The 23,603-nt window shown below is 62.8% G+C and carries 21 protein-coding genes; 11 read left to right on the top strand and 10 right to left on the bottom strand.

The genetic code is table 11. From position 1 onward, the window contains the following. Nucleotides 1–136: 136 nt before the first annotated feature. On the top strand, nt 137–979 hold the full coding sequence (locus tag BSY16_RS04630) for a universal stress protein (protein WP_069058586.1): 843 nt from the start codon (nt 137–139) through the stop codon (nt 977–979). Between the two features lie 27 nt (nt 980–1,006). Here BSY16_RS04630 and BSY16_RS04625 read toward each other — a convergent pair whose 3' ends face one another. Next, entirely contained in the window at nt 1,007–1,612 is a 606-nt protein-coding gene (locus BSY16_RS04625; RefSeq protein WP_069058585.1) for a GNAT family N-acetyltransferase, read from the bottom strand. A gap of 182 nt (nt 1,613–1,794) precedes the next feature. Here BSY16_RS04625 and gpt point away from each other — a divergent pair, with 182 nt between their 5' ends. The 3 genes from gpt (at nt 1,795) to BSY16_RS04610 (ending at nt 7,502) form a co-directional block, all read left to right on the top strand. After that, nucleotides 1,795–2,292 carry a xanthine phosphoribosyltransferase gene (gpt, locus tag BSY16_RS04620; protein WP_069058584.1) on the top strand — a complete coding sequence of 166 codons (498 nt, stop codon included), beginning with the start codon at nt 1,795–1,797 and terminating at the stop codon, nt 2,290–2,292. Between the two features lie 183 nt (nt 2,293–2,475). Next, nucleotides 2,476–3,057 carry a hypothetical protein gene (locus BSY16_RS04615; protein ID WP_069058583.1) on the top strand — a complete coding sequence of 194 codons (582 nt, stop codon included), beginning with the start codon at nt 2,476–2,478 and terminating at the stop codon, nt 3,055–3,057. 623 nt (nt 3,058–3,680) lie between these two features. Further along, nucleotides 3,681–7,502 (top strand): vitamin B12-dependent ribonucleotide reductase, encoded by a 3,822-nt coding sequence (locus BSY16_RS04610; RefSeq protein WP_069058582.1) that lies wholly within the window; start codon nt 3,681–3,683, stop codon nt 7,500–7,502. A gap of 176 nt (nt 7,503–7,678) precedes the next feature. Here BSY16_RS04610 and BSY16_RS04605 read toward each other — a convergent pair whose 3' ends face one another. Then, nucleotides 7,679–8,161, bottom strand: a complete 483-nt coding sequence (locus BSY16_RS04605) for an RNase H family protein (RefSeq protein WP_069058581.1) — start codon at nt 8,159–8,161, stop codon at nt 7,679–7,681. A gap of 87 nt (nt 8,162–8,248) precedes the next feature. After that, complete coding sequence (cckA, locus tag BSY16_RS04600) at nt 8,249–10,846, bottom strand: cell cycle histidine kinase CckA (RefSeq protein ID WP_069061369.1); 2,598 nt, start codon at nt 10,844–10,846, stop codon at nt 8,249–8,251. 296 nt (nt 10,847–11,142) lie between these two features. On the opposite strand from cckA, the gene BSY16_RS04595 reads away from it, so the two are divergent. Next, on the top strand, nt 11,143–12,126 hold the full coding sequence (locus tag BSY16_RS04595; RefSeq protein ID WP_069058580.1) for a flagellar biosynthetic protein FliO: 984 nt from the start codon (nt 11,143–11,145) through the stop codon (nt 12,124–12,126). A gap of 215 nt (nt 12,127–12,341) precedes the next feature. On the opposite strand, the gene dksA is transcribed toward BSY16_RS04595, so the two are convergent. Next, nucleotides 12,342–12,761, bottom strand: coding sequence for an RNA polymerase-binding protein DksA (dksA, locus tag BSY16_RS04590; protein WP_069058579.1), 420 nt, complete (start codon nt 12,759–12,761; stop codon nt 12,342–12,344). A gap of 362 nt (nt 12,762–13,123) precedes the next feature. On the opposite strand from dksA, the gene BSY16_RS04585 reads away from it, so the two are divergent. The 5 genes from BSY16_RS04585 to BSY16_RS04565 all read left to right on the top strand — a co-directional run bounded on the left by BSY16_RS04585 (nt 13,124) and on the right by BSY16_RS04565 (nt 18,994). Further along, on the top strand, nt 13,124–15,094 hold the full coding sequence (locus BSY16_RS04585) for a putative bifunctional diguanylate cyclase/phosphodiesterase (protein ID WP_069058578.1): 1,971 nt from the start codon (nt 13,124–13,126) through the stop codon (nt 15,092–15,094). 73 nt (nt 15,095–15,167) lie between these two features. Continuing rightward, nucleotides 15,168–15,692 (top strand): SixA phosphatase family protein, encoded by a 525-nt coding sequence (locus BSY16_RS04580; RefSeq protein WP_069058577.1) that lies wholly within the window; start codon nt 15,168–15,170, stop codon nt 15,690–15,692. Between the two features lie 69 nt (nt 15,693–15,761). Beyond that, nucleotides 15,762–17,237, top strand: a complete 1,476-nt coding sequence (locus BSY16_RS04575; RefSeq protein ID WP_069061368.1) for a YcjX family GTP-binding protein — start codon at nt 15,762–15,764, stop codon at nt 17,235–17,237. Further along, nucleotides 17,234–18,298 carry a YcjF family protein gene (locus tag BSY16_RS04570; RefSeq protein ID WP_069058576.1) on the top strand — a complete coding sequence of 355 codons (1,065 nt, stop codon included), beginning with the start codon at nt 17,234–17,236 and terminating at the stop codon, nt 18,296–18,298. The genes BSY16_RS04575 and BSY16_RS04570 overlap by 4 nt, the downstream gene beginning before the upstream one ends. Nucleotides 18,299–18,445: 147 nt before the next feature. Beyond that, the gene (locus tag BSY16_RS04565; protein WP_069058575.1) at nt 18,446–18,994 is read left to right on the top strand and encodes a hypothetical protein; all 549 of its coding nucleotides are present in this window, start codon (nt 18,446–18,448) and stop codon (nt 18,992–18,994) included. Here BSY16_RS04565 and folK read toward each other — a convergent pair. Genes folK through folP form a run of 3 tightly spaced genes read right to left on the bottom strand, consistent with a single transcriptional unit; the run spans nt 18,987 to nt 20,763 of the window. Then, a complete protein-coding gene (gene folK / locus BSY16_RS04560; RefSeq protein WP_069058574.1) occupies nt 18,987–19,508 on the bottom strand; it encodes a 2-amino-4-hydroxy-6-hydroxymethyldihydropteridine diphosphokinase in 522 nt (173 codons plus the stop codon). The two genes, BSY16_RS04565 and folK, sit on opposite strands and share 8 nt — an antisense overlap. After that, a complete protein-coding gene (folB, locus tag BSY16_RS04555) occupies nt 19,498–19,866 on the bottom strand; it encodes a dihydroneopterin aldolase (RefSeq protein WP_069058573.1) in 369 nt (122 codons plus the stop codon). Before folB ends, folK begins: the two co-directional genes overlap by 11 nt. A 24-nt stretch (nt 19,867–19,890) precedes the next feature. Next, a complete protein-coding gene (folP, locus tag BSY16_RS04550) occupies nt 19,891–20,763 on the bottom strand; it encodes a dihydropteroate synthase (protein WP_069058572.1) in 873 nt (290 codons plus the stop codon). 237 nt (nt 20,764–21,000) lie between these two features. Here folP and BSY16_RS04545 point away from each other — a divergent pair, with 237 nt between their 5' ends. Beyond that, nucleotides 21,001–21,612, top strand: coding sequence for a DUF922 domain-containing Zn-dependent protease (locus BSY16_RS04545; RefSeq protein ID WP_150129873.1), 612 nt, complete (start codon nt 21,001–21,003; stop codon nt 21,610–21,612). A gap of 314 nt (nt 21,613–21,926) precedes the next feature. On the opposite strand, the gene BSY16_RS04540 is transcribed toward BSY16_RS04545, so the two are convergent. The 3 genes from BSY16_RS04540 to BSY16_RS04530 form a co-directional block, all read right to left on the bottom strand. Further along, nucleotides 21,927–22,610, bottom strand: coding sequence for an NAD(P)/FAD-dependent oxidoreductase (locus tag BSY16_RS04540; RefSeq protein ID WP_069058571.1), 684 nt, complete (start codon nt 22,608–22,610; stop codon nt 21,927–21,929). A gap of 24 nt (nt 22,611–22,634) precedes the next feature. Next, a complete protein-coding gene (locus tag BSY16_RS04535; RefSeq protein ID WP_069058570.1) occupies nt 22,635–22,955 on the bottom strand; it encodes a 2Fe-2S iron-sulfur cluster-binding protein in 321 nt (106 codons plus the stop codon). A gap of 206 nt (nt 22,956–23,161) precedes the next feature. Continuing rightward, the gene (locus BSY16_RS04530) at nt 23,162–23,530 is read right to left on the bottom strand and encodes an Hpt domain-containing protein (RefSeq protein ID WP_069058569.1); all 369 of its coding nucleotides are present in this window, start codon (nt 23,528–23,530) and stop codon (nt 23,162–23,164) included. Nucleotides 23,531–23,603 lie beyond the last annotated feature (73 nt).

Genomic DNA, 23,603 nt, shown 5'->3' with positions numbered 1-23,603 from the left:
CCGGGCTCATAGTCGCGGCAGCTGCACATTCCGTTGATCTTTCCGATTTGCAGAATGGTGCAGCAGAGCCATATTCTACAATGTGCTTTGCGCGCCGCCGTGACGCGCAGCACTGTGATGAGGACAGGAGGCCGAAATGACCTACAAGACCATCGTGGCAGTGTTGAGCGCCACTGAGGACGCCGGCAAGGTGACGGACCATGCGCTCGTGCTTGCCCGCAAGACGGGCGGCCATGTCATCGGCATTCACGCGGAATCGCCGGTCGTCGTCACGCTCATCGCGCCCATGGAATATCCCGACCCGAATGCCGTGATGGATCTGCAGGAGCGCGCCCAGCGCCAGTCGCGTGACGTTGAGCAGGCCTTCAAGACCCGCTGCGAGCGCGACGATATCTCCTATGAATGGCGCCTCTTTACCGGCACCGCCGGCTATGCCTCGGCGGGCATCATCGACAGTGCTCGTGGCGCCGATCTCGTGCTTGCCGGCCAGTTCGACCCATATCTCGACGGCCCGGCGCGGGAAGATATTGAAGACCTGCTCTACGAGAGCGGCCGCCCGGTCTTTCTCGTCTCCAACGCGCCGGCAGGCCCGGAGCCGATCGAGCGCGTGCTGCTGGCCTGGAACGGCTCGCGGGAATCGGCGCGCGCCGCCTTCGATGCCCTGCCCTTCCTGACCGCGGCCAAGGAAGTCGAGATTTTCACCGTCGACCCACCGGAAAATGCCATGCAGTCGCGCGACTTCTGCGGCGCGGAGCTTGCGGCCACCCTCGCCCGCCACGGCATCAAGACGACTGTCACCTCCGGCTCCTCGGATGGTCACTCGGTAGCCGACGCGCTGAACCGCCGCGCGACCGAAATCGACGCCGGCCTTATCGTCATGGGCGCCTACAGCCATTCGCGGCTGCGCCAGCGCCTCTTCGGCGGTGTTACGAGCGCCATGATGCGCGGCGCCCGCGTGCCGGTGCTGATGTCGCGCTAAGATCGACGGTTGCTGGCACGCTTGCCGTCAACCGATGGCCTTGATCATCGTGGTGGCGGATTGAAAGCCGAAGACCGGTTTGAGGATGCCGAGTGACACGGTCGACGTGGCTTCAAACCCGCGGCGTGCATAGAGGGCGCGCGCCCGCGGGTTTTCGTCAATCACGTCCAGGCGAACCTGTTTCAGCCCGCTTCCAACGGCATGCTGCTCGACGGCATCCAGCAGTGCAGAGCCGACGCCAAGGCCGCGGGCCTCCGCGCGGACGAAAATACCATCCATCAGCAGCGTGCCGGGCGTACATTGCCGCTCCAGAAGGCCGATCAAGAAACCGCGGGCGATGCCGCTCAACCAGCCATAGACACGCGCCATTTCTCGCAAGCCGCCACCGACAAAGGCGCCTTGAGGGGTCTTGAAGCCGACAACGCCAAGGAATCGGTTGTCGCGCGAGACCGCGCTGATGGCATGGCTCGGATTCAACGCCTGCTCGATAAATGCGACAGCCCTGTCTTGCGGACCGAGCGGATAGCGCAACTTGCGGGAAAACGCCTCCCAGTAACCCGCCGCGGCGATAGCACGGTGTTCGGGCCGCAGCCCCGGCTCAACCTCATAGTCCCGATCATCGATCTTCGCCATTGCCGTCTCCTGTCTCATTGGCGAGACATATGGGAGTGGTATGGCGGCCAAACAATTCCAAGTGCCAGTTCCCGCCGGACTTCGCTGTGGATCGCCCGCCTTGCGGGATCGAGCGGCGATTTCTTTGGGACGCAAACTGCATTACAGAGAGGAATCTTTCTTCCGCCTATCAGGAGCCTGTCATGTCGCTGCCCGACAAAGCCTTCCCCGTATCCTGGGACCAGTTCCACCGCGACGCGCGCGCGCTTGCCTGGCGGCTAGCGGATGGCGGGCGGGAATGGCGCGCCATCGTCTGTATCACCCGTGGCGGCCTAGTGCCGGCGGCTATCGTTTCGCGCGAACTCAACATCCGCGTCATCGAGACGGTCTGCGTCGCCTCCTACCACGACTATGTCTCGCAGGGTGAAATGCACGTGCTGAAGGGCATCTCGCCCGAACTGTCGAAAGAAGGCGGTGAAGGCATCCTCATCGTCGACGACCTGACGGACACCGGCAAGACGGCCGCCGAAGTACGCGCCATGCTGCCGAAGGCGCATTTCGCCGCCGTTTACGCCAAGCCGAAGGGCCGTCCGCTGGTCGACACCTTCGTCACCGAGGTCAGCCAGGACACCTGGATCTATTTCCCTTGGGACATGGGCTTTACCTACCAGGAGCCGATCGCCAAGGGCACGCAAGGCTGATCTTCTGCAAAGCGGATTGAAACAAGGTCAATGCAGTGCGGCAACGCGCTGATTTGCCGATTTTTTCACCCGGAGCCGGCGGATGTGCGAAACGCGCCCGCCGGCTTAATCTTTCTGCAATTCCTTGAAAAGATAGTCCTTACATTCACCGGCGAATAGCGGTGGAGGGAGGCCGGGTACGACATGCATTCTGAAAAGCCGGCATTTGCGGCCGCCCTCGTCGCTGCACTGCTTGTCTGGAGCCACGCGGAAGCACAGCAGGATATCCGCACCACGGCCGTCGCAGAATTCATTGACGACAATGTCCGTCCCTGGCTCGATGAACCGGCAATCCTCAATGCCATCATCGCGCAGAACGCAGCCCATGCGCACCTCAGCCAGGCCGCGGTCGACGACCTCGACGCCCGCTGGCGGTCAGAGCTGTCTCGCGCCGCACGGCCGATGATCGAGGCGCAGCTGTCCAACCCCCTGTCGCTCTATCTCAAGGGCCAGCAGCGCGCGGCTGGAGGACTGATCACCGAAATCTTCGTCATGGACAATCGCGGCCTCAATGTCGGCCAGAGCGACATCACCTCCGACTACTGGCAGGGCGACGAGGCGAAGTGGCAGGCGAGTTTTGGTGACGGGGCGCTTCATATCGAGGAGGCGGAGCGCGACGAGTCCACGCAGCTCATGCAGGCGCAGGCGAGCCTTCCGATCAGGGATCCGCGGACCGGCGTCGTCATCGGCACGATCACCTTTGGCGTCAATCTGGACGCGCTTTGACGTAGCGTCAGAGAATCACTTTATCCACGGATCACAAGTCGTCCCCGCTGGCTATTGCTTGATGTCGGGGTGCAAAAAAACTCCGTGTTTTCACCTGTGATTTTTTTCGTTTTTCCACAGTGGCGTGCCCCGCCATCTCACCTTTCGGCGCGAAGCCGCTGATTCTTCAGGCTTCCGGCGATGTCCCCATTTTCCACAGGCACCAGCCACAAGATATAGGGTTCAAACTTCGTTCACAAACCAGCCCTTGACGGGAATCGCCCTGATGAGGTTAATGAAATCCAAGTTGCGGCGGCGGCTGGACCGTATTGTTACGAGGTCGGTTCTCATCACGAAATCGCGTTGTCATGCGCATGTGACCGGGTGGATGATCCGCTCGCCACACGAGGGTATTTGCGCAAGATTTCTTGAAACGCCACCGCAATCATGGGGCTGGAAAAAAGAAGCTGTTGATACTATATTTAGTGTTTGCAGCTAAACTCAGCACAAGATACAGGATCCCGAGATTGATCGGGTTTCCCGCACGGACTGAAGATTTGAGCTGGCTGCAGGCTATTGCGGCTGGACGGGACTAATTGCGCCCTGTTTTCAAGGCAGGTTGCGGCAGCAGAGGACAACGGACAATGCGCATAGAACGTCGTTTCACCAAACCCGGCCAGTCGGCCTTTGCGGAAATCGAATTCCGCAAGGCCATCAGCGAAATCAAGAACCCGGACGGCTCGATCGTCTTCCGGCTCGCCGATATCGATGTGCCGGCGCAGTTTTCCCAGGTCGCCGCCGACATTCTTGCCCAGAAATACTTCCGCAAGGCCGGCGTGCCTGCGCGCCTGAAGAAGGTTGAGGAAAACGACGTTCCTTCCTTCCTGTGGCGTTCCGTTGCCGACACCGAAGCCCTGAAGACGCTCCCCGAGGGTGAGCGCTACGGCTCGGAAACCGACGCACGCCAGGTTTTTGACCGCCTTGCCGGCACCTGGACCTACTGGGGCTGGAAGGGCAAGTATTTCGCCTCCGAAGAAGACGCTGCCGCCTTCAAGGACGAGCTTGCCTATATGCTGGCCACCCAGCGCGTTGCCCCGAACTCGCCGCAGTGGTTCAACACCGGCCTGCACTGGGCCTATGGCATCGATGGCCCCGGCCAGGGCCACTTCTATGTCGACCCCTTCACCGGCAAGCTGACCAAGTCGAAATCCTCCTACGAGCACCCGCAGCCGCATGCCTGCTTCATCCAGTCGGTCGAGGACGATCTCGTCAACGAGAACGGCATCATGGACCTGTGGGTACGTGAAGCCCGCCTCTTCAAGTATGGCTCCGGCACCGGCTCCAACTTCTCCTATCTGCGCGGCGAAGGTGAAAAGCTTTCGGGCGGCGGCCGTTCCTCCGGCCTGATGAGCTTCCTGAAGATCGGTGACCGCGCCGCTGGCGCCATCAAGTCGGGCGGCACGACACGCCGTGCGGCCAAGATGGTCGTGGTCGACATCGACCACCCGGATATCGAGGCCTACATCAACTGGAAGGTCAAGGAAGAACAGAAGGTGGCGGCCCTCGTTACCGGCTCGAAGATCGTCGCCAATCACCTCAAGGCCATCATGAAGGCCTGCGTGAATTGCTCGGCCGACGGCGACAAGTGCTACGACCCGGCCGAAAACCCGGCGCTCAAGCGCGAAATCCGCGCTGCCAAGAAGAGCCAGGTTCCGGAAAACTACATCAAGCGCGTCATCCAGTTCGCCAAGCAGGGCTACAAGGACCTCGAGTTCAAGACCTACGACACGGACTGGGATTCGGAAGCCTACCTCACCGTCTCCGGCCAGAACTCCAACAACTCCGTCTCGCTGAAGGACGACTTCCTTCGCGCTGTGGAGAACGACGGCGACTGGAACCTGACCGCCCGCAAGGATGGCAAGGTCATGAAGACGCTGAAGGCCCGCGACCTGTGGGAGCAGATCTCCTACGCCGCCTGGGCATCGGCCGATCCGGGCCTACACTTCAACACGACGATGAACGACTGGCACACCTCGCCGGCCGCGGGCCCGATCCGCGCCTCGAACCCGTGCTCGGAATACATGTTCCTCGACGACACGGCCTGCAACCTCGCTTCGCTGAACCTGCTTCAGTTCAAGGATGCCGCCACCAAGAACATCAACATTGCCGACTACGAGCACGCCGTCCGCCTGTGGACCATCGTGCTCGAAGTCTCGGTCATGATGGCGCAGTTCCCGTCGCGCCAGATTGCCGAACGCTCCTATGAGTATCGCACGCTGGGCCTCGGCTACGCCAATATCGGCGGCCTGCTGATGTCGTCCGGCATTCCCTACGATTCGACGGAAGGCCGCGCCATTGCCGGCGCGCTGACCGCGATCATGACGGGCGTTTCCTATGCCACATCGGCCGAAATGGCCGGCGAACTCGGCACGTTCCCGGGCTTTGCACCGAACCGCGACAACATGCTGCGCGTCATGCGCAACCATCGTCGTGCAGCCTATGGCGAAACCACCGGCTACGAGCAGCTCTCGGTCAACCCGGTGGCGCTCATTCATGACGAGTGCCCGGACCAGACCCTGATCGTCCACGCCAAGGCCGCCTGGGACAAGGCTGTGGCGCTTGGCGAAAAGCATGGCTACCGCAACGCCCAGACGACCGTTATCGCGCCGACCGGCACGATCGGCCTCGTCATGGACTGCGACACGACCGGCATCGAGCCCGACTTCGCGCTGGTGAAGTTCAAGAAGCTCGCCGGCGGCGGTTACTTCAAGATCATCAACCGCGCCGTCCCTGAAGCGCTTCGCACGCTCGGCTATTCCGAAAGCCAGTTGGCCGAGATCGAGGCCTATGCGGTCGGCCACGGCAACTTCAACCAGGCACCGGCCGTCAATCCCGGTTCGCTGAAGGCGAAGGGCTTCACCGACGAGAAGATCGAGGCGGTCAGCGCCGGTCTCAAGGCTGCCTTCGACATCAAGTTCGCCTTCAACCAGTGGACGCTCGGCGCCGACTTCCTGAAGGACGTGCTGAAGGTTTCGGATGCACAGCTCTCCGACATGTCCTTCAACCTCCTGGAGCATATCGGCTTCTCGAAGAAAGACATCGAAGCCGCCAACATCCACGTCTGCGGTGCCATGACGCTGGAAGGCGCGCCCTTCCTCAAGGCCGAGCATCTGGCCGTCTTCGATTGCGCCAATCCGTGCGGCAAGATCGGCAAGCGTTACCTCTCGGTCGAAAGCCACATCCGCATGATGGCGGCCGCCCAGCCGTTCATCTCGGGCGCCATCTCCAAGACGATCAACATGCCGAACGAGGCGACCGTCGAGGACTGCAAGAACGCCTACATGCTCTCCTGGAAGCTCGCGCTGAAGGCCAATGCGCTTTACCGCGACGGCTCGAAGCTCTCCCAGCCGCTCAACGCCTCGCTGATCGAGGACGAGGACGACGAGGACGATGCAATCGAGGCGCTGGTCGCAGCCCCCGCTGCCGCCCAGGCCGTCACGGTCACGGAGAAGATCGTCGAGCGCATCATCGAACGGGTCTCGCGCGACCGTGAGAAACTGCCGAACCGCCGCCAGGGCTACACCCAGAAGGCCGTCGTTGGCGGGCACAAGGTCTATCTGCGCACCGGCGAATTCGGCGATGGCCGTATCGGCGAGATCTTCATCGACATGCACAAGGAAGGTGCTGCCTTCCGTGCGATGATGAACAACTTTGCCATCTCCATCTCGCTCGGCCTGCAGTACGGCGTGCCGCTCGAGGAATTTGTGGAGGCCTTCACCTTTACCAAGTTCGAGCCGGCCGGCATGGTGCAGGGCAACGACGCGATCAAGAACGCCACGTCGATCCTCGACTACGTCTTCCGCGAACTCGCCGTCTCCTATCTCGGCCGCCATGACCTCGCGCATGTCGACCAGTCGGACTTCTCCAACACCGCGCTTGGCAAGGGCATCCAGGAAGGCAAGACCAACCCGTTCTCGACCGGCTGGACACGTGGCCACAAGCCGACGCTCATCCAGGGCGGCCAGATGGGTGACCGTCCGCTCAGCGAGCCGAAGGGTGCCGCAACGGCAGCGCCCGCCAAGGCATCGTCGGGCAGCAACGTCACCTCCTTTGCCGGCAACGCTGCCCGCAAGCTGGAGCCGGCGACCGCCATCTCCACCCACGAAATCGTCGCCTTCAAGCGCGATTACGAGGAACGCGCCGCCGAGCTTGCCGAGGAAATCGCGGAAGAAGGCATCGCCGACGAGGCAGAACAGGGCGTCACCGCCCTCTTCTCCGACAAGGCCGCCGCCGAAGCCGCCAGCGCCAAGGCCGATGCCAAGAAGCTCGAAGCCGAACGCCGCATGCGCTCGATCGCCCAGGGCTACACCGGCAACATGTGCTCCGAGTGCCAGAACTTCACGATGGTGCGGAATGGCACCTGCGAGAAGTGCGACACCTGCGGCGCCACGAGCGGGTGCAGCTGAGTCTCACGACGCTGCTTGTACTGAAATGGATCCCGCCGATGTCCCAGACGTCGGCGGGATTTTCTTTTGACGAACCCTACGGGAAATCATGCAAGTGCAGGCGGTCGGCTGCGTTGGTTGCCTTACCCGCTCTTCCTAAAACGACAAAAAGAATGGATGCAGGATCCGACGCGCTGTCAGGTACCTGGTGTACGGAGCTTGGCGGCGGCACGGGCGATCGTGTCTGCGAGCTCGTTGCCTTCGATCCCATCGTGCCCACGGCACCATTCAATGCGAAGGCAGGGGTTAGCGCTGAGCTGGCGGTCGAGCTCCTGCCATAGGGCAACGTCCCGTATCGTCCGCTTCCTCTTCCGAAAATTCGGCTCGATCCGCCGCCAATCGTTATTTCGCCAGATCGGCCTGAAACGCCGACAGCCTTCTTCAGCCCGGCTGGAGTCGGTCCAGATCGTGGCGGGTGCGCCATGCCATTCCGTATTGATCCAGATCACAGCCTTCAGGATAGCTAACACTTCGAACGTGTTGTTCGAATCTCCTGGGGCAGAGCCGTGATCGCGCTGGATTTCACGCTTTGCCTGAAACGCAACGAACGCCCAGCCTCCAACCGATAGTCGAGGATTGAAAGAGCCATCGGCGAAGACGTCGATCAAATCGCGTTCCATGAAGGTACTCAGTCCGGCATGAGGGGACTGTGTATTTTAGAAGAAAAAGGCTCAGCTCAGCGTGGGTTCGCCCGCGTTGCTCCCGCCTCAAGCGTCCAACATCTCCCGCACCGCCTCTGCCAGCTGCTTCAGCGAGAACGGTTTCGGCAGGAAGCCGAATTTGGCGTCCGCCGGGAGATTGCGGGCGAAGGCGTCTTCGGCGTAGCCGGAGACGAAGATGAACTTCATGTCGGGATAGGTTTTGCGCAGCTCGCGCAAGAGCGTCGGGCCATCCATTTCGGGCATGACGACGTCGGAGACGACGATGTCGACGGCGCCGTTCAGGTCTTCCATGATCTCGAGCGCCTCGACGCCGGAGCCGGCCTCATGCACCGTGTAGCCACGGGTTTCCAGCATGCGCTTGCCGCCGCGGCGCACCGCCTCCTCGTCCTCGACGAGCAGTACGACGGCCGAGCCGCCGGTGAGGTCGCGCGGTTCCTTTTCCACGACCTGCGCGGCCGGCAGCTGCGCTACGCTGGTAGCGGCCGCGGCGTCCACCGGCACGACGTCTTCAATATGGCGCGGCATGAGAATGCGGAACGTCGTGCCCTTGCCAACTTCGGAATCGAGATAGATGTAGCCGCCGGTCTGCTTGACGATGCCGTAGACCATGGAGAGACCGAGGCCCGTGCCCTTGCCGACTTCCTTGGTCGTGAAGAACGGCTCGAAAATCTTGTCGATGATCTCCGGCGGAATACCGGTGCCCTGGTCGGCGACTTCGATTTCCACATAGTCGCCCGGCGGCAGGTCGCGCAGGTTGCGCGCGGCAGCTTCTTCCGCTTCGACATTGCGGGTGCGGAAGGTGATCGTGCCGCCGTCCGGCATGGCGTCGCGGGCATTGACGGCAAGGTTGATCAGCACCTGCTCGAACTGACCGAGATCGGTCTTCACCGGCCAGAGGTCCCGGCCGTAGGCGACCTCGATCTTGACGTTCGTGCCGGTCATGCGGTCGACGAGCATGCGCAGGTCGCCGATGACATCCGTCATGTTCAGCACCGTTGGGCGCATGGTCTGCTTGCGTGAAAAGGCGAGCAATTGACGCACCAGCACGGCGGCACGGTTGGCGTTGCGCTTGATCTCCATAAGATCGGCAAAACTTGCATCCGCAGGACGCGCCGACAGCAACAGATGGTCGGAGGACAGCAGGATCGCCGTCAGCACGTTGTTGAAGTCGTGCGCGATGCCGCCGGCGAGCGTGCCGACCGCGTTCATCTTCTGCGTCTGCGCCATCTGCGTCTCGAGCGCCCGCTGCTCGGTGATCTCGACGGCGTAGACGATGGCAGCCTCTTCCGGCGCTTCGTCGCTCTGGTCGATGACGGCGTTCACATAGAAGCGGAAATGCCGACCATCATCGGCCGGATGGAGTGAGTCGAGTGGCGGAATATCGCCCTGGCGGTCCTTGGCGGCATCGAGCGCGGATTGCAGGCGCAGGCGATCCGTATCGTGCACGATGGTTTCGAGCTTTGCGCCGCGGTCGATATCGTCGCGCGAGACGACCCCGGAAAACAGCTTCAGGAAGGGGGCGTTGGTGCGCAGGATGCGGCCGTTGCCATCGACGGAGGCGATCGCCATCGGCGTGTTGTTGAAGAAGCGCGTGAAGCGCATGGAGGCGATCGACGCGGACTGATCGCTGTCGCCACCCTCCTCACGCGCGAGAACGATGGTGCGGCTTTCGCCCGGCGCCCCGTCGCGCATGGACGTCACGCGATGCACGATGCGCACCGGCAGGCTCTGGCCGTTCGTCTTGCGCAGGTCGAGGTCCAGCGTCTCGGTGCGCTTCAGGCCCGGCTCGGCCTGGACGGACTGGATGAGCGAAAGCCCCTCGCCCGCCACGACATCGGCAATCGACAGCGATCCCGGCTGGAACTTGGCGAGATCGATGCCGAGCCATTCGGCAAGCGTGGCGTTGAGATAGACGATCTCGCCCTTGCGCCCGGCGGAGAAGAAGCCTGCCGGCGCGTGGTCGAGATAGTCGATCGCGTTCTGCAACTCTTTGAAGAAGCGCTCCTGGTCGTCCCGCTCGGAGGTGATGTTGGAAATTTGCCAGATATAGAGCGGCTGCTTGGCGTTCTCGTGGTTCGGCAGAATGCGCGCCTTGAGGCGATACCACTGGGCGCCCGAGCCGTTGGCACCGGACGCGTTGAGCGGCTTCTGGACCCGGAACTCCTCCGCGCCCTCCTTGCCCTCGTGCAAGCCGTTGGTCAGGCGGTAGACGGATTCGGTGGCGTCGCGGTTGCGCGAGAGCAGCGTCTCCAGCGTCTGCACTTCCGAACCGCCCTTTGCACCCGTCAGCGCGCCGTAGGCCGTGTTGGCATAAACGATGCGGCCCTTGCGGTCTGTGACGACGGTTCCGTCCGGATGGGAATCGAGGAACGAACTCGCGAGATCGTCTGAGCCCGCCGTCTGCGGCATGAATTCGACGAGGCCGATAAGCGCGGAAACGACGAAGAAGATGCCGGCCATGGCGAGCACGCCAAGTACGCCGAGCACGAGCTCGTTGTCGAGCTGGTTCTTGAAGACGATGAAGGCGCCGGCGGAGGCCGCGAGCACGACGGCAAGCAGCACGACGCGAAACGCGACCGCCGGCCGCACGCCACGCTCCACGATCGGCACATTGTCCTCGCCCGGTCGCTTCATCGTCGTCATCAATCCCTCATCTGCAACGGTCCGGCCTTGCGCTTCGCCCGCACCCGATGCCAGAATCATGTTTATCCGCCCGAGGGAAGCGCAGAAAGCCGTCGAGGGGAAGCAAGATCGCGAATTCACAGGGAATATTCCGCCTGAACCATCGCAATTTCCATAGGCTGCCATAGTTAGGCGACCATGACGGCGGCAATCGGTGCTGGACAAGCGCGGCAAAGCGCTTGTACCACCCCGTTAAAAGCCGTCAAATGCAGCCGGTTCGGCGAAAAGCCAATCTGCGGAAAAGGAGTGAGCGCGCCATGTTCCAGGAGATTCTCACAGAGAACGGCACGAAATTCGTCATCGCCGCGGTGGTGGTGCTACTCGGCCTCGTCTGCCTCGCACTGGTGCTCTGGATCATCCGCGGACGCCCGTCCTCGCCGTTCATCCGCGGCGGGAGAAACCGCACGCCGCGCCTTGCCGTGCTCGATGCCGCCGCGATCGACACACGCCGCCGGCTCGTGCTGGTACGCCGCGACGACGTGGAACACCTCCTCATGATCGGCGGCCCGACCGACATCGTCATCGAGACCCGCATCGCCATCCCGTCAGCAGACACTACCCAGCCCGTCGAGAAAGCACCCCAGAAGGTCGAGCGGGCCGAACCGACACCCGTGCAGCACGAAACGCCTGCCAAGGCGGCAGTCGAACCGATCGTCGCGGCACGCGCAGCGACGATTGCCGCGACCGCCACAGAACGCCGCCCGGCCGCCACACCGGAAGGGGTCTCCGCCATGGGCAAGGTGCTCTATGCCGGTGAAGACAGTGCCGCCGCCGCACGCGCCGTTCCGACACGCACCGCCACGCAGCCCGTGACGACAGGCCAGCAGCCCCAGACGAGCACCCAGCAACGCACGCCCGAACACCGTATCGAAGACGTTCTGGAGCAGAGCCGCCAGCGTGTGTTGACACCGCAACCGGCAGCGACGACGACACAGGCGGCGATCGGACAGACCGTGCAGCGTCCGGTGACGGCGCAGCCCCTCGCCAAACCGGCCGCTGCAATCGACAATCCGGCCCTTGTCAGCGAATTCGAAAAGATCCTCGAAGCGGAGATCACCGGCGGCGGCGCCACGGCGGCCACCCGCACGACCGCACAGGCGACCACCGCGCAGACGACAGCCAACCCCACCCAGACGGCCAACACGCTCGGGCAGGCACAGCCTGTCGCCAAGAGCCGTGAGGAAACCGAAGCGGAAATGGCCCGCCTGCTTGGCGAGATTGCAGCGAGCAGGAAAGCGTAGCGCCAAGCGCGACGCGAAGGCGTGGATTTGCCCTATCCGAAAGGTAGCGCAAAGCCCCGCACAAGACATAAAGAAGCCGCCAGAAACGATGTTTCCGGCGGCTTTAGCTTTTCAAGGTGTTACGTCACGCAATCCGCACCCGGCCGGCACCGGAAAATCCGATGCTCGAGATCGCTTGGTCTTCTGTCGGCCCTCTTCAAACCGGCAGAAAACGGCTACTCGTCGCGATACACCTTTTCCCGACGCTCGTGGCGCTCCTGCGCCTCGATCGAAAGCGTTGCGATCGGGCGGGCGTCGAGACGCTTGAGGCCGATCGGTTCACCTGTTTCCTCGCAGTAACCGTAGGTGCCTTCGTCGAGACGCTGCAACGCCGCATCGATCTTGGAGATCAGCTTGCGTTGGCGGTCGCGTGCCCGAAGTTCGATGGCACGGTCGGTTTCGGAGGAAGCCCGGTCCGCGAGGTCCGGATGGTTAGCGCTTTCTTCCGCCAGATGACCAAGGGTTTCGCGCGCTTCGCGCAGAATGTCGTTTTTCCAGGCGTTCAGCTTCGCTCGAAAGTAAGCCCGCTGGTTTGCACTCATGAATTCATCGCCCTCATCGAGGACGAAATTGCTAAGATCGATCTTCTCACTCAACGCGATTCTCCTGAAGAACATCTCAAGGCGCGCTGTATATCCCTACAGGTAAGCTGATTCAAGCCTGCTGAAACTTACCCACGGTTTTCGCGTCTGCCTCTATTTTGAACCTTGCCAGACTAATATTTCATCAAGATTACAACGGGATGGGGAAACTGGCCTGTCGGCGCGCCATCCCATGCGACCTGTCGCCGGGCGATATGGCGTGCCCGCGGTGCCGCTCTGCCCCAAATATAGGCACGAGATTCTCGACTGTTATGCACGCTAGAACGATTTTCTTTCGCAAAACTGTCCCATCGGCAGATTCAGACTTATTTTAGCAACTCGTGCTTCTCTTCCTGCAAGGCAGGAGCACGCATTGGATGTTCAGCAAGGCGAAGGCCATTCTCACGATCGAATCCGGCAATCCGGAGCTCGTCCAGGCGCAGCTTGTCGCCTTTACCAAGCAGGTGCCGCTGCTCTACTTCATGCTGGTGACGAATACGGTCGCCCTCACCGTCACGCATTTCAACGCCGCCCCCGCCTATCTCACGCTGTACATTCCTTCGGCGCTCTATGCCGTCAGCCTCACCCGGCTGGTCCATTGGTGGTTCAGCCGCGACCGGCGCTATACGCATGACGAGGCGGTCGGCCGGCTACGTTCGACCTACCGCCTAACCGCCCTTCTCGGCGCCGGCTTCTGCGCCTGGTCGCTCAGCCTGTTTTCCTATGGCGACGCCTACCAGCAGTCCCATGTCGCGTTCTACATCGCCAACACGGTGATCGGCTGCATCTTCTGCCTCATGCATCTGCGTGCCGCCGCCTTGATGCTGACGGCGATCGTGCTCGGGCCGTTCACCGTGTTCTTCGCCGCGTCCGGCAATCCGGTCTTTACGGCGCTGGCGCTCAATGTCGCGCTCGTGACCGTCGCCATGGTCTTCATCCTTCTCACCTACTACCGGGATTTCGGCGCCCTCATACAATCGCAGAAGGAACTGACCGTCCGCCAGGCCGAAACCCAGCGGCTCAGCGACGAGAACCACCGCCTCGCCAATCTCGACAGCCTGACCAACCTGCCGAACCGTCGCCAGTTCCGCGCCGAGCTGGAAAGGCACATCATCGAGGCTGAGAAGAACGGAACGGGCCTGGCCCTCGGCCTCATCGATCTCGATGGCTTCAAGCCCGTCAACGACACCTTCGGCCATGGCATTGGCGACAAGCTGCTCGTCGAGGTCGGCGAGCGGCTCTCCGCCTTTGCCGGCAGGGGCGCATTCCCGGCACGCCTCGGCGGCGACGAGTTCGGAATCATCTTCGAGGGCAAGCCCTGTCCGGACCGGCTGCGGCTGCTCGGTGAAGAAATCTGCACGGCGCTGCAGGAGCCCTACATCTTCAACGGGCAGACGCCACGCGTTTCCGGCTCGCTCGGCATCTCCATCCTTGGCGATGCCGGCACCACCGCCGACCGGTTGTTCGACCGGGCCGATTTCGCACTCTACCTTGCCAAGCAGAATTTCCGTGGCATCACGGTCGTCTTCTCCGCCGAACACGAGGCTGAGATCAACGAGCAGGGGCGCGTCCAGCAGGCATTGCTGGGTGCCGATTTCGACAGCGAAATGCATCTCGTCTTCCAGCCGATGGTCGATGCCGACACCAACGGTATCTTCGCCTATGAGGCGCTCGCCCGCTGGGAAAGCCCGACCCTTGGCCCGGTTCCGCCCGGCGTCTTCATCCGCGCCGCCGAACGCGCGGGCATCATCGGGCGGCTGACGGAAGTGGTAATGCGCAAGGCGCTGGAGGCGGCTCAGACCTGGCCGGCCCATATCCGTCTTTCCATCAATCTTTCGACCCGCGACGTCGTCTCCAACAAGACAGTCGATGCCCTTCTCGAGATCATCGCGGACAGTGGCGTCGATCCCAAGCGCCTCGATGTGGAGGTGACGGAAACGGCAGTCATGCGCAATTTCGCGCTTGCCGCAGACAATATCCGCCGTTTCGCAGACCACGGCATCGGCATTGCCCTCGACGATTTCGGCACGGGCCATTCCAGCCTCAGCTATGTGCACAAGCTGCCGCTCACCAAGATCAAGATCGACCGTGGCTTCATCGTCGACATCACCACGAACGAACTCAGCCGCAGCATCGTCAAGACGATCGTCGACCTCTCGCGCAACATCGGCTGCGTCTGCGTGGTCGAGGGCATGGAAACCCCAGAGCAGGTGGCGGCGCTGCGCGCGCTCGGTTGCCGCATGATGCAGGGCTACTACTTCGCACGGCCCCAGAAGCTTGAGGATACGCTCGCATATCAGGCGGTGTCCGACAGCATCGTGAACGCACCCATTCGCAAAACCGGTTGATCTTTCCGGCAAGGAAAGACATGACAGGGGACAGCGGCACAGATCCGCGACCGCAGGCGAATGGAGGACAGACTTGGCATCTCTCGGCACGCCGGCCTTCCGGCTTTATATCCTTCGCCACGCCCGCGCCGCCTGGGCCCAACCCGGCCAGTCTGACTTCGATCGTGCCCTTGATGATGATGGTTTTGCCGAAGCCGAGGTGATCGCCGAGGAGGCGGCCGACCAGGGCTACAAGCCGGCTCTCATCATTTCATCGACCGCCGTGCGGTGCCGGCAGACCGCCGAACCGTTCCACCGCACCGTCAGCGAAGAATTATCGATCGAATACGTCGATTCCCTCTATTCGGGCACCGTCGATACCTATGCCGAACTCGCCTTCGCGGACCGGCAGGAAACCTCCGTGATGGTCGTCGGCCACAACCCGATGATCGAGGAATTCTTTCACCGCCTCGTCGGCAAGGAAATCGCCGAAACGGCAGCACCTTTCGGCTTCCCGACGGCGGGTCTTGCCATTCTCGATTTCGACGAGCGTCCAACGCAAGAGAATTACGGCGGTGCCTGCCTTGCCGGCTTCATGGCGCCGCGCCCCGCCCATTGAGGAAACGGCGGCGCTCTTTTTTTGCCGGATTTCGTTTCCTATATCGTCATCGACGCTGGAAAGAGACCCTTGCCGCCTAGCCTGACCACCCTCACCGATGAAGCCCTGCTCGCGCTCGACGCGCTGACCGGCCGCGCCACCAATCTCGTCAATCCGTCGATCCGCCTCGGCGTGACGGGCCTGTCGCGCGCCGGCAAGACGGTTTTCATCTCCTCCCTCGTGCACAATCTGCTGAACGGCGGCCGCCTGCCGCTGTTCGAGGCCGGCCGCTCCGGCCGCGTATCGAAAATCCAACTGGAACCGCAACCGGACGATGCCGTGCCGCGCTTCCAGTACGAGGATCATATCCGCGCGCTCGTCGCCGACCGCGTCTGGCCGGATTCGACACGCGCCATCTCGCAACTGCGCATCACGCTCGACTACGAAAGCGCATCCGGCTGGGGCCGCCTGTTTTCGCCAGGGAAACTCGCAATCGACATCGTCGATTATCCCGGCGAGTGGTTGCTAGACCTGCCGCTGCTCGCACAGGATTTTCGCACCTTCAGCGCAAACACGGTGGCGCTCGCCCAATCGGGCATCCGCGCGGAACTCGCCCGGGAATGGATGGCATTGTCCAACACGGTCGATCCTGCCGCGACCGCGCAGGAGGCAACCGCCCGTTCGCTCGCAGACGCCTTCACCGCCTACCTGAGGGCCTGCAAGTCGGACGAACGTTCACTGTCCACCCTGCCGCCCGGCCGTTTCCTCATGCCTGGCGACCTCGAAGGCTCCCCTGCACTGACCTTCGCCCCGCTGCCGAACCTGCGCGACGGCCGGCCGGAAAAGGGTTCCCTGCATGCGATGATGGAGCGGCGCTACGAGGCCTACAACAGCCATGTAGTCCGCCCCTTCTTCCGCGAGCACTTTGCTCGCCTCGATCGGCAGATCGTGCTCATCGATGCGCTGCAGGCCATCAATCGCGGAGCTGAGGCGGTGCATGATCTCGAGCGTGCCCTCGGCGACGTGCTCGACTGCTTCCGCGCCGGCCAGAACAGTTTTCTCTCCTCCTTCGTGACACGCCGCATCGACCGCATCGTGATCGCCGCCACCAAGGCCGATCATCTGCACCATGAAAGCCATCCCCGGCTGGAAGCCGTCACCCGCCGGCTCGTGGAGCGCGCCATCGAGCGCATCGGCATGAGCGGCGCGGGCATCGAGGTGATGGCGCTCGCCTCCGTGCGCGCCACGCGCGAGGCGACCGTCAAGCATGACGGCGAGGACCTGCCGGTCATCGTCGGCGTGCCGATGGCGGGCGAGAAGATCAATGGCGAAATCTTTGACGGCGAGCGGAAAACAGCGATATTTCCCGGTGACTTGCCGGCGAATCCGGATTCACTTTTTCAAGCCCTTGAATCACAGTCCGAAGGTGAAGCACCCCATCTTCTGAACTTCGTGCGCTTCCGCCCACCGCATATCGAGGAGACCGGCGGCGGCCTGAAACTGTCGGTACCGCACATCCGTCTCGACCGCGCGCTGCAATACCTGATCGGAGACCGGCTCGCATGAACGACCGCCCGCGCAAGCCCGCCGCCTTCTCGCTTCCCGCAGATGCAACGGCAAAACAACCGGAGCGCACCACGCCACGCGCGCCCGCCGCCTTCGACGATGCGGTCACGCTGACGCTCGACGCCGAAGATCCCTTCATCGCAACGACGGCAGACCTGCCGGACTTCCTGCCGCCGGTCGCAACGCCTCGCCCGCTCCGCATCACGCTCGGCCGCATCGCCTTCGGCGCGCTCGGCCTGCTCCTGTCGCTCGCCATCGGCCTGTGGGTCGATGCTCTGATCCGCGACCTCTTCAACCGCAACGACTGGCTTGGCTACCTCGCGATCGCCGCCGCTGCGATCGCCGTGCTCGCGCTTCTCGGCATGGTCACGCGCGAATTGATCGGTCTGCGCCGGCTCGCCGCCGTTCAGGATATCAAGCACGACGTTGCCGAAGCTGCCTTGTCGCCGACACCGTCCGTCGGCCGGGCCATCGTCGCCCGCCTCGTGCATCTGCTCGCCGCTCGACCCCAGACGGCACGCGGACGGGCACGGCTCGCCGAGACCGAGGGCGAGATCATCGACGCCGCCCACCTTATCGATCTTGCCGAGCGCGAACTGATGACGCCGCTCGACCGCGAGGCGCGCGCCCTCATCCTCGGCGCCGCCAAACGCGTGTCCATCGTGACCGCAGTCAGCCCCCGCGCCTTGGTCGACCTCGGCTATGTCGTCTACGAAAGCAGCCGGCTGGTGCGCAGCATGGCGGAACTCTATGGCGGTCGGCCGGGCAAGATCGGCATGCTGCGCCTGATGCGGGACGTCATCGCCCATCTCGCCGTCACCGGTTCGATTGCCATGGGTGACAGTATCGTGCAGCAGGTGCTCGGCCACGGGCTTGCCTCAAAACTCTCCGCAAGGCTCGGCGAAGGCGTCATCAATGGGCTGATGACGGCACGAATCGGCATTGCCGCCATGGACCTTTGCCGCCCCATGCCCTTCCGCTCGCTGAAACGGCCCGGCATCGGCGATTTCATCGGCGACCTGACGCCCGGCGCCTCGGGACGTCGTCGCGACGAAGCGTGACCGACGAGCAACACCCCGGATTCCCGCACGGACAAACCTGTCAAATGATAGGGGGTGAGGCCGCTGGAAACCGTCCATTAACCATTTTCGCGCAAATCTCGTGACACTAAAGCAGGCCAAAAGGCCGTCGCCTATCAAGGATCGTTCATGTACCCGCGCACCTCTTTGATCGCCCGCGCCTCCGTAGCGGCCTTTCTCGCAGTCACCACTCTTGCATTGCCCGCGTCCGCCGGATCGCGTGACAAGGCGTTTTTCGAGCAAGTCACCGGCAACTGGCAGGGCAAGGGAGAAATCGTCGCCGGCAAGTACAAGGGGACCAAGTTCTCCTGCGACCTGACGGGCGATACCGCACCGGCAAAAAGCGCCGGCATCCAGCTCGACGGCTTCTGCCGCGTCGGCGTCTTCAAGCAGCCGATGTCGGCGCTGATCACCAAGGCGGGCAACAGCTATACCGGCAAGTTCCTGGATGGCGCCTCCGGCAAGGGCCTCGACATCACCTCCGGCCAGGTTAATGGCAACAAGGTCGTCGTCGGCATCAACCGCCAAAAGCTGAACGGCGCAATGATCGCCCGCCTCGAGAGCGACAACAAGCTGAACATCACCATTTCGGTGAAGGTCGAAAACCGGATGATCCCGGTCATCGGCGTGTCGCTCGACCGTAATCTCGACGACATCGCGGTCGGCTCGATCAAGTAGCCGTCTTCCACCATTCGGAGCCGGCGCTCGCCGGCTCGATACCCGCGACATCAGCATCCTTCAGCCAGGATTCCACCGTGCGCCCCTGCACCTCCAGTTCGGGCGCTACGTCGGCCAGCGGCATCAGCACGAAGCCGCGCCCCGTCATGCGCGGATGCGGCAGTTCCAGCCGCCCGCCGGCCTGCTCCACACCCTCATAGGTCAAAACATCGATATCGATGGTGCGCGGTCCCCAGCGCTCCTTGCGTTCACGCTTCATGTCGCGTTCAATGCCAAGGCAGGTATCCAGCAGCGGCTCAGGCTCAAGCGCCGTTTCGATCAACGCGCAGGCATTGAAGAACCAGTCCTGGTCCGTCTTGCCCCAGGGCGGCGTCCGGTAGAGCCGCGATACGGCAACGACACCGCAATCCGGCCGCGCATCTAGCGCCCGCAAAGCCTCGGCCATCGCACGGACGGGATCGCCGATATTGCCGCCAAGGCCGAGCGTGGCCCGGCGGAAGGGCTCAGACGACATGATCGACCGTTACCTGGACGTAGTCGAGCACGCCGGGTACCGGCGCGTTCGGCTTTCTCACCGTGATCCGCGCCCGAGCAATCTGCGGGAAGCGGGCACAGAGAACGGTGGCGATCTCCTGGGCAAGTGCCTCGATCAGATAGCGGCGCTGGCCGGTGACGATCTTTTCGATCTCCTGGAAAGCGACGCCGTAGTCGACGGTCGATTCGATCGCATCGTCCGAGAGCGGCTGCAACGGCCGCACGTCGAGTTCGGCATCGACGAAAAAGCGTTGCCCCAGAAACTCTTCCGCGTCGTGCAGGCCGTGGCGGGCGAAGAAGGCGCAGTTCTTGAGCGTGATCGTGTAGCTGGTGGTCATGGATTCATCCTGTCTGGCTGAGTGTCAGGCGCGTGTCTCGCGTGCCTTCACCTTGCGCTCCGCGGCGAGCATAGCATCCGCCATGGCAAGCGCATCCCTGTTGATTGCGACATCATGCACCCGGAATACCGCCGCGCCGGCGATGCGCAGAAGCGCCGTCGTGGCGGCCGTGCCGGCGTCCCGGTCCGCCGCCTCACGCCCGGTAACAGCGCCGACGAAGCGCTTGCGCGAGGTTCCGGCGAGAATGGGCCGTTCGAAACCGTAAAGCTCGCCGAAACGCGCCATCAGTTCGAGGTTTTCATCACTATCCTTGGCAAAGCCGAATCCCGGATCGAGCACGATCGCCTCACGGGCAACGTTCGCCTCACGGGCGATCTCGAGCGAGCGGCCAAGGAAGAGGTACTGGTCTTCCACCACATCCGGCCGTTTTTCCCGGTCACGCCCCGTGTGCATGATGCAAAGGCCAGCGCCTGTCTCGGCGGCGACGCGCGCGATATCCGGTTCACGCTGCAGGCCATGCACGTCATTGACGATATGGGCGCCGGCCGCGACCGCAAGCCGGGCGGTTTCGGCACGATAGGTGTCGACGGAGATGATGGCATCGGTCGTACCGGCAAGCGCCTCGATGACGGGGAGAATGCGGTCCTGCTCCTCGGCCGCCGTCACGGATGCGGCGCCCGGGCGGGTCGATTCCCCGCCGATATCGATGATCTCCGCGCCCTGTTCCAGACAGAGGATCGCCTGCGCCACCGCCGCATCGGCGCTGTCGAACCGGCCACCATCGGAAAAGGAATCAGGCGTCACATTGACGATCGCCATGAGAATGCCGCGCGGCCCGAGCTCCAGATGGCGGCCATGGGCAAGCGCCCAGCGGGAGGGATCGAACGGTGAAAACATGGCGGTTTCCCTCGACGGTTAAGAAGAGCGCCGGGCGTGTGAAAAACGCCGTAGCACCTTGAATCTGGTGAACAACCTTAGTTTTTAATCAACCGATCTGAAACTAGGGTTCTTCGCGGCGCCCGGAAAGGGTGTTGCGCTTGCGGAGCCTATGCCCCAAGCTTAAAGGAAGTTCAACCGGCCGTTTGGCTGGCACACCATCAGGGAAACCCGATGGCGAAAGGAATGCTGATCCGAATGAAGACCATCGCTCACCTGATGGCCCTTGCCGCCCTTGCCTGCCTCGCCGTTCAGCCGGCGCGCGCCGAGACGATCACCTCGAAAACCTTTGCCTATTTTTCCGTCGGTGGGCGCACGGCGGCCGAACTCGACGAAGAACTGTCCAAGCGCGGGCCGGTGATGAAGCACAGCGGTTCACGCCATCCCGGCGCGACGAAGATCAAGTGGGGCGGCTCGGTAACCTATGTGCGCCGCGGCGACCGTTGCGCCGTCGGTGAGGCGAAGGTGACGCTGTCCACGCAGATCATCCTTCCCCGCTGGAAGAACCGCAAACGCGCCACCGAATCGCTCGCCCTTATCTGGGACACGCTGGCAAGCGACATCAAGCGGCACGAGGAACGCCACGCCGAAATCGCCCGCAACCATGCCCGCACCCTCGAACGCACCTTGAAGACCTTGCGTCCGGAGGCCGACTGCGAACGCATGCAGGCCCGCGTCGACCGGGTGACGGCCGACGCCGTTTCCAAGCATGACGCCGACCAGGCACGCTTCGACCGCGTCGAATCCAAGAACTTCAACGACCGCATGATGCGCCTGCTGACGCACCGCCTGAAGAGCAAGCTCCAGTAACGGCCAAGCAGCCGTTCATGTATTTCTGGATGAGCGTGAGTGATTTCGGACCGGGGCAAGGCCCGGCCTGTTACCGATCCATAAAATAACTGGTTAGTTTTAGCGATAGCGCAATTCCGCAAATCACCGTATCTTCATGTCAACATTGAACGGGAAGAGGGTTTTTCCTTCCCGCAGTAGCATGAAACAGTTTGTAACAGGTTCTCCTGGCGCGTCCCATTGAAGCAGCAGGTGTCTCCTCCCTCTCCTGTTGCGATGCGCCCTACTGGCCTCGCTCGTCTTGATCGACCGGCGAGGCTCTTTTTTTGCCCCTTCTATTCTTTGTTGGAGCCCACGCCTTCGATTCTCTTCTTCAGGCGTGAAGACGAGGTCGTGTATTCCAGCGTCGTGCGCCCGCCCGGAAAGCAGATGCGCCGGACCGCCTGCGTCATCAGCGCCGCCTCGTGGAAGCCGGAAAGGATAAGTCGCAGTTTCCCCGGATACTGGCTGGCATCACCGATGGCAAAGACCCCCGGCTGCGATGTCTCGAAACGTTCCGGATCCACGACGAAGGCATCGCCCGAACGCTCCAGCGGCCAGGCCGGGGCCGGGCCAGCCTCAAGCGAGGGCTCGCCCGCGCCGGGCACAAACGTGCCGAGCCCGGTGGCGACGACCACGACACTCGCGCCAAGCGACGCGCCGTCTTTCAAAGCCACCTGAAAGCGCCCATCCGGCTGCTGCGCGAAACCGGTAACGGTCGATGCAAAACGAAACCGGGGCGAAAAAGGCGCGATCTGCTCAAGCAGACGATTGGTCAGCTCGAGCCCGTCGATCTTCAGGAAGCCCGGGACGTCATAGATCGGCTTGTCGGGATAAAGCACGGCGCATTGGCCGCCGGCGCGGTCGAGGCTGTCGACCAGCGCGCATGTCAGCCCGTACAGTCCGAGCTGAAAGACGGAAAAAAGCGCAACCGGTCCCGCGCCGACCAGAACCACATCGGTGTCAGTGGCGGGCTCCATTCAACGCTCCGAAAAAGGATGATGTCAGGCCTGGCGTTCCGGCACGTGAACCACGAGCCCGTCGAACGCATCCGACATCTTGATCTGACAGGAAAGCCGCGAGGTCGGGCGGACATCATAGGCGAAGTCCAGCATGTCCTCTTCCATCGCTTCCGGCGGGCCGACGATCGCGCTCCAGGCATCGTCCACATAGACGTGGCAGGTCGCGCAGGCGCAGGCGCCGCCGCATTCGGCTTCAATGCCGGGCACGGAGTTGCGCACGGCATTTTCCATGACCGTGGAGCCTTTGGCGACATCGAGTTCGTGGCGCGTGCCATCGAAGGCGACGATGGTGAGTTTGCTCATGATGGGTTCCGGATCCTCAAGGCTGCCCGGAGTGGGCGAATGGCTGACCGGCGGAGGGACGGTGCCGCACCGCCAGCTTTCTGGCGGACGTTTCCAACAAAACCCCTCCTCAGTCAACATCGCCCGGCCGGCCCGGCCTTCACTGGTCCGGACGCGGCATCGGCTTTCCCCGCCGCGCCAGTCGATCGGCGACCGGCCTGCGACGATCAGCGGCAGAGCTTGAGGATGAAGTTTTCCGCCTCGACGACGGCTGCGGTCACGCTTGCAAGGGCGATGGCATTGGCGGGATTTTCCTCCAGCGCCTCGGCTGCCTTGCTGACGGCCGTGGCGCCGACCGACTGGGCAGAGCCCTTCAGGCGGTGTGCGACGGCTGCACGGGCAGCGCCTTCGGAGCCGGCGATTTCCTTCATGCTCTCACGGGCCTGGCGCGCGAACATCTGCAGCACTTCCAGTTCCAGCACCTTGTCACCCATGGTCTGGCGGGCAAGGTGTATCAGATCGATCGGCCGTCCATTTGAGGGACACATGCCGCCTGCATTATCGGGCGCCTCGAATGCGATGTTGAGCGCTGCCATTTGCCAATATCCTTATCTACGCTACGTACGCTTGTTTCATTGTGATGCACGCAGATGCCGATGCGGTCCGGCG

Origin of the sequence: Sinorhizobium sp. RAC02, from assembly GCF_001713395.1 — a bacterium.
Lineage (GTDB): Bacteria > Pseudomonadota > Alphaproteobacteria > Rhizobiales > Rhizobiaceae > Shinella.
The sequence above is the reverse complement of the archived record's forward strand: the minus strand, read 5'-3'. Positions and strand labels throughout refer to the sequence as shown.